We start from the raw sequence: 6,926 nt of genomic DNA on the forward strand, positions 1-6,926 counted from the left end.
ATTATATGATGTTTAGAGGAGATAAGGAAATACCTTTTATTTCTCTAGACCTAGGAACAGCTAATGTATTAGCTTACGTTTCTGGTCAAGGGATAGTTTACAACGAGCCTTCATTAATGGCGTACGACACAAAAACTAACTCATTAGTAGCACTTGGTGAAGATGCTTACGATATGATCGGTAAAACTCATGATCAAATCAGAATGGTTACACCATTAGTTGATGGAGTTATTTCTGATATGGATGCTGCTAAGGACTTATTAAAACATATCTTTAGTAGAATGAAAATGTTGAATATTTGAAAAGATTCAGTAGTATTAATGGCTTGTCCATCAGGTGTTACAGAACTTGAAAGAGAAGCTTTAAAAAATGTTGCTCGTGAAATGGGAGCTGGAATGGTTGTAGTTGAAGACGAAGCTAAGATGGCCGCTGTTGGAGCTGGGGTTAACATTGATTTACCTCAAGGACATTTAATTATTGATATTGGTGGAGGAACAACTGATTTAGCGATTATTTCATCAGGAGATGTTGTTGTTGCCAGATCAATTAAAACTGCCGGAAATCATTTCGATGATGACATTAGAAAATATATTCGTTCAGAATATAATATAGCGATTGGTAAAAAAACTTCAGAACAAGTTAAAAAACAAATTGGTTCTTTAGTGAAATATCATAATGAAAGAGCTATGCAAATATTTGGACGTGATATTGTTTCAGGGTTACCAAAAGAAGCAAAAATTTCATCTGATGAAATTAGAAATGTTTTATTAAATGGTTTTTCAAAAGTAACTGATTTAGTTATTGAACTTTTAGAAAATACACCACCTGAATTAGCAGGTGACATCATGAGAAACGGAATCGTTGTTTGTGGTGGGGGGGCATTGATTAGAAATGTTGATAAATATTTCTTTGATATCTTCCAATTGCCTACAAAAGTTGCGAATGAACCATTGATGTGTGTTATCGAAGGTACAAAAACATTTGAAAAAGTTATTAAAAAACGTATAGAAAACGGTTATTATGCAAAATTAAATGATAACACATTCTTAACTTCATTAGTTAAATAAAAAAATACAAATAAAAAAACAGGCATTAATGCCTGTTTTTTTATTTGTATTTTTTCTCTTATTTAATATTAAATAATTTGTTAGCGTTACTGCTTGTTATTCTAATTACTTCATCTGTTGTTATGTTTTTTAATGATGCTATTTTTTGAGCTACATATTTGACATATGAAGGAAAATTTATTTCTCCACGATAAGGTTCGGGGGTTAAATAAGGAGAATCTGTTTCTATAAGCATTTTAGAAATTGGGATATTTTTTACCAGCTCTTGAAGTGATTTTGCATTTTTAAAAGTTATTACCCCACTAATAGAAATATAAAAACCTAATTCAATAAATTTTTTAGCAGTTTCTAAATCACCTAAGTAGCAATGCATTAAACCTTTTTTAACATTGTGTTCTTTTAAAATTTTGTAAGTATCTTCATAAGCTTCGCGACAGTGAATTGAAACTGGAATATCTTTCTTTTTAGCAATATTAATTTGTTTGATAAATCATTCTTTTTGTAAATCCGGTGATGTTTGCTTGTGAAAATAATCTAAACCAATTTCACCTATCGCAACAACTTGATTGCTATTTGCTAAAGAATCAATTTCATTAATAACATCATTATTATAGCGCCCAACTTCAGTTGGGTGAATTCCTACAATTGCATAAATTTCATCATAGTGAGTTGCCAATGTAGCAGCTTGTTGACTTGATTCTAAATCAAAGCCAACAGCACACATTTTAGATACTCCTGATGTTATTGCTTTATTTATTATTTCCTTAGTATTTTCTTTATATTCTGTTGCCATTAAATGACAATGGGTATCAAAAAGACCTGCCATAAATCCTACTTTCCTAAACAATAATTTTTAAACATAGCATCAATTAAAGTTTCATTTAAAGTTTCTCCAAAAAAGATATTTATATCATCTCATATCTCTTTTAACATAACACTTAAAATATCAACTGGCACTTTATTTTCATTTTCATTATATATTTTTTTTAAGTTGTTTTCTATTTTTTCAATAAGAGATAATTGCAAAATATTGGACACTATTAAAGAATCTTTTTCATAAATTTTTTTTGTTTCAAATTTTGACATAATTTGTTCTTTTAATTCATCGATGTTATTATTTTTAGCTGAAATAAAACATTTGTTGTTTTTGTTAATAAAATTTTTGTTTTCTTCTTTTAAAATATCTTTTTTGTTATAAACAATAATATGATTTTTATCTTTTACAATGTCTAATATTTTTTTATCTTCCTTAGTTGAAAAGTCATCTAGTGAAAAAACTGCTAAAATTAAATCTGCTTCTACAATTTTATCTAAACTTTTTTTTATACCTATTTTTTCAATTTTATCTATTGAATCGTTTCTAATTCCAGCGGTATCAATTAATTTCAAAGTAAAATTTTCAAAATGTAATAGACCCTCAACTAAATCACGGGTAGTACCTGGTATATTTGAAACTATCGCTTTATCTTCGTTTAATAAAGAATTTAATAAAGATGATTTCCCTACATTGGGTTTGCCTATAATTATTGTTTTTATTCCTTCGTTTAGTTTATTAGCTAAATTTGAATACTTAATTATATTTTGAAAAATTTGTAGATTTTTGTTAACAAAATCTTTGATTGAAGTGGAATGAATATAATCTATCAAATCATACTCTGGATAATCAATATTAATTTCTATTTTAGCTATTATATCCAATAAATCTTTTTTAAATGTTTTTAAAACATTAAAAGTATTTTTATCTAAATTTTTCACAGCTATTTTGTTAGAACCTAAACTATTGGCATTTACAAGATCATTTATTGAATTTGCTTGAATTAAATTAATTTTACCATTAATAAATGCAATTCTACTAAACTCTCCCTTCTCAGCCATTCTGGCTCCGTTTTTAATTATTAATTTTATTATTCTTGTCACATTTATAGGGCCACCATGACAATTTATTTCAATCAAATCTTCTCCGGTAAAAGATTTTGGTTTAACATAATTTATAATTATAACTTCATCAATTTTTTCTTTTTCAGAAATAATCCATCTATAGTTAACATTTTTTGAATTATTCTTTATTGGTTTATCAAGAATTTTGTTGATAATATTGTAAGTTTCTGGACCAGAAATTCTTATAATAGCAATTGCTTGTTTATTTAGATTTGTTGCGGGTGCTACTATTGTTTCGTTCATTCTTGCCTTCTTTCTTTTTATATTTAATTGAAACTCTTCTTAATTTTCCATTACCCATTGATTGGGTTTTTACATCAGAAAAATTTCTTAAATTTGAATATATTTTCGCTCTAATTTCAGGAGGACTAGGGATAAGATATTCAGTTTTTTTTGTCTTTTGAACCATTAAGGCTTTACTAAAAGCATTTGACAAATAATATTTTTCTGAAAAAATATTAAATTTTTCAAAATCAAAAATAATGTTAATGTTTTTTTTATATTTAGAAAAAATTGTTGCTTTAATAAAATTTTCAATTTCAGAAAGTAATAGACAGTTTTCTTTTAACAATTGTTTGTATCATTCTTTATTATTGCAATCAAAAATAATATTAATGTTTTTTTTAAATTTTATTTTTCATGTTAATGTATTAAAACATAATGTTTTTTTAATGATTAATTCCAATGAATTGTTTATATGATTTATAACATCACCTTTTAATATATAAAATATTGTAAGATTTTTTTTATTTAAAGATCTGTTTTCAGGACAATAAAAACTAAAAAAAGTATTTATATTTTTTTTAGTATATACCAAAAATTCTTGATAATTCGAAAATGTTTTAACAACCATAAAAAATTATTCTTTATTTTCACTTTTTGATTTCTCAGACAAATCAATTTTTTCTTCTTTTTCATTAATATTTGTCTCTGTTTTTTTTGGTTTTTGTTTAGAATTATTTTTATTAACTAGATTATTTTTATTCAAATCAAAAATTTGAACTTTTTTCTTATTATTGTTATTAACTGTTTTTTTAGTATTTTTTGGTTTTTGTTTGATTGGTTTCTCTATTAATAAATTATCACTTTTTATCTCTTCTAATTTTGTCTCTGTTTTTTTAGAAGATATTTTATTCATTACAACTACTTCTCCTGTTGAATAAACTTCTTCTTTTTTAATAAATAATTTTTTAAATTTTTGAGAAAAATCGTTTTGAAACTTCGTTATTTCTTTCTTATGTTTTCTAATGAAATAAAATAAAAGAGTTTGCAAAATTTGGAAAAATGCTGAAAATATTCAATATATAGCAACCCCTGCGGCAACACTTATAGCAAAAAATAAGAACAGCACAGACATAACACCCTGAATTATATATTGTTTTTTCTTAGCTTTCTTTTGTTCTTTTGTAACAACTTTTGTTCTTCTTGAATTAAGTATATTTGGTAATATCATTGATAAAACTTGTAGTGGTAAATAAACAACAAGTAAAACTAAATAAATAAGATTACCTTCTGTTATTTGTGTCCATGGTTTATCAATAAGAGATATTTGACCTATAGTCGCAATTTTTAAGATTCTACTTGTTTTAATAACTGTATACATAGCAATTAAGAAGGGGATTGTTAAAATCATTCCACTAAAAGCACCAGCAGGTGAAACACCTTCTTTTTTATAAAGTTGCATTGTTTCCATTTGTTGTTTTTGTTTAGCTGCTGGATCTGAAGAATTTTTATATTTAGCTGTAATTTCTGCTTGTTTTATTTGAACACTAGACATTTTATCTTGATTCATTTGTGATTTAAAACTAAACATTAATGTAATAAGTCTTATTATTAAAGAAGTTAAAATAATTGAAAATAAGACAGCAAACCCATTATCAACTCCACCTGGGAAAGCATTAATAATGCTTGATAATAAGGCAGCAATTGGATAAACAAAACAACCATAAAATGGTGATTGAGTAACTGTAAAAGCTTCAGACCAAGTTGAAATACCATTATAAGGATATTCATAAACATGACCGTTTACGATATGAAAAAAAGACTGCTTGCCGCCATCAATCCCAACTAGAATTTCAAAGAAAACACCCGGCTTATAAACTTGCTGTCCAGAAACATCATTAATTTCATAGACATTAAATTTACTTGAAAACATCATTCCACAACCTCATAATAATGAGATTAATAGAAATAAAAATAAAAGTATTTTAAAAATTTTTCAAGCAATTTTGAAATAATTTTTCTTTTCTTTCTTTTTGAAAATATAGCCTTTATAATCCATGTTATATTTCACCTTTTTTATTTTAAAATAAAACTTAATCTATTATTTGTTTAATAATTTTATTAAAAACTTTTTGATTTTCCTCAAAATTATTTAATAAAAATTTTTTTTTGACAATAATAATAATATCAATTGATTTTTTATTATTAAAATTAATTTCTTTAGATAAATTTATTAAAAACATTCTTAATTGTCTTTTAATTTTATTTCTAACAGCAGCATTTCCAAGTTTTTTACTAACAGAAATCCCAAATCTTGGAAAATTAAGATCATTTTTTTTTGAATAAAAAACAAAATTATATGTATTAATTATTTTTTTATGAAATATTATTTTTTGAAATTCATGATTTTTTTTAATTCTGAATTTTTTATGCATAAATTAAGCTGATAGTTGTTTTCTATTTTTTAATCTTCTTCTTGATAAAACATTTTGTCCGTTTTTAGAACTCATTCTCGCTCTAAAACCATGTGTTCTTTTGTGTTTAATTTTACTTGGTTGTCATGTTCTTTTCACAGCATACCCCTATATATAACATAAATTATAATCAATAAAAGTATAACTTATTTATCTTTAAAATCAACTCTAAAAATTGTTGTTAAATCATATGTTGGAATTGTTGGAAAAATTGTTTATTCTTTATTTAATAAGTTTATTTTTATTATTTTTAAAACATTTTTAATATTATTTACTTAAATTTTAAAAATATTTTATTTTTTAAAATCTATATATTATTCTAATAATATATAGATTTATATAATTATTATTTTTTTGAGGTAGTTTATGTCGGGTCAAGAAATATGATCGAAAATTAAAGATGAATTAGCTAATGAAAAAAACGTTACCTATGACACTTATAATAATTATATAAATAAAACTAATTTTATTACTATTAGAGGTAATAAATTATATCTTTCAATTAATTCAAAAATAGGACTTAAAGTAATCACAAAATTGAAAGATATAATGACTAATATAGGGCAAAAAATATTTAATGAAAGTTATGAATTTATCTTCTTAAATTCTAATGAAATTAAAGAAGATATACCAAAAGAAGAAGTTTTAAATTTTAAATCTAATGAAAAGTTTACTTTTAATAACTATGTGCGTGGTTTAACAAATTGCAATGCTTATGAAGCTGCAAAAGATGTTATAGATAATATCGGTAATAAATGAAATCCATTATTTTTTTATGGTGACACAGGTGTTGGAAAGACACATTTATTAAGAGCGATTAAAAATGAAATTTTAAATAAGTATAAAGATCAAATAAAAATTCATTTTGTAAATTCTCAGGATTTCGGGAATGAAATTGCAACTTTATTAATTAGTAAGGATAGTAACAATATTCAAGAATTTAAAAATAATTATTTTAAATGAGATATTCTTATTTTCGATGATATTCAGGTTTTAAGTAATCGTACAAAAACAAATGAAATTTTATTTAATGTTTTTAATTATTTTATAGATAACGAAAAACAAATAATTTTTTCTTCAGATAGAATTCCTGAAAAATTAGCTTTTGGTTTTGAAAAAAGATTAGTTTCTAGATTCAGTAGTGGTTTAACAATTAAAATAGATAATCCAGATTATGAAACAGCTTATAAAATAACAACTAACTTATTAAATGCAAATGGCATGA

General features: G+C 24.2%; 8 protein-coding genes. 2 read left to right on the forward strand and 6 right to left on the reverse strand.

Annotated features, from left to right (window positions below; genetic code table 4):
• The first annotated feature begins 5 nt into the window (after window positions 1-5).
• Window positions 6-1,067 carry a rod shape-determining protein gene (gene mreB / locus AAHM77_RS03520; RefSeq protein ID WP_342252747.1) on the forward strand — a complete coding sequence of 354 codons (1,062 nt, stop codon included), beginning with the start codon at window positions 6-8 and terminating at the stop codon, window positions 1,065-1,067.
• Between the two features lie 58 nt (window positions 1,068-1,125).
• Here mreB and AAHM77_RS03525 read toward each other — a convergent pair whose 3' ends face one another.
• Genes AAHM77_RS03525 through rpmH form a run of 6 tightly spaced genes read right to left on the reverse strand, consistent with a single transcriptional unit; the run spans window position 1,126 to window position 5,800 of the window.
• On the reverse strand, window positions 1,126-1,893 hold the full coding sequence (locus tag AAHM77_RS03525) for a TatD family hydrolase (protein ID WP_342252748.1): 768 nt from the start codon (window positions 1,891-1,893) through the stop codon (window positions 1,126-1,128).
• Between the two features lie 5 nt (window positions 1,894-1,898).
• A complete protein-coding gene (gene mnmE / locus AAHM77_RS03530) occupies window positions 1,899-3,248 on the reverse strand; it encodes a tRNA uridine-5-carboxymethylaminomethyl(34) synthesis GTPase MnmE (RefSeq protein WP_342252749.1) in 1,350 nt (449 codons plus the stop codon).
• Window positions 3,208-3,858, reverse strand: a complete 651-nt coding sequence (locus tag AAHM77_RS03535; RefSeq protein WP_342252750.1) for a hypothetical protein — start codon at window positions 3,856-3,858, stop codon at window positions 3,208-3,210. Before AAHM77_RS03535 ends, mnmE begins: the two co-directional genes overlap by 41 nt.
• Before the next feature lie 6 nt (window positions 3,859-3,864).
• A complete protein-coding gene (gene yidC, locus AAHM77_RS03540) occupies window positions 3,865-5,286 on the reverse strand; it encodes a membrane protein insertase YidC (protein WP_342252751.1) in 1,422 nt (473 codons plus the stop codon).
• Between the two features lie 34 nt (window positions 5,287-5,320).
• Complete coding sequence (gene rnpA / locus AAHM77_RS03545; protein ID WP_342252752.1) at window positions 5,321-5,662, reverse strand: ribonuclease P protein component; 342 nt, start codon at window positions 5,660-5,662, stop codon at window positions 5,321-5,323.
• A gap of 3 nt (window positions 5,663-5,665) precedes the next feature.
• Complete coding sequence (gene rpmH, locus AAHM77_RS03550; protein WP_342252753.1) at window positions 5,666-5,800, reverse strand: 50S ribosomal protein L34; 135 nt, start codon at window positions 5,798-5,800, stop codon at window positions 5,666-5,668.
• Between the two features lie 267 nt (window positions 5,801-6,067).
• On the opposite strand from rpmH, the gene AAHM77_RS03555 reads away from it, so the two are divergent.
• Window positions 6,068-6,926: DnaA ATPase domain-containing protein (locus AAHM77_RS03555; RefSeq protein ID WP_342252754.1), on the forward strand; the 859-nt coding region annotated here is incomplete at its 3' end.

Source organism: Spiroplasma endosymbiont of Amphibalanus improvisus, from assembly GCF_964030645.1.
In the GTDB taxonomy this organism is placed as follows: domain Bacteria; phylum Bacillota_I; class Bacilli_A; order Mycoplasmatales; family Mycoplasmataceae; genus CAXIPX01.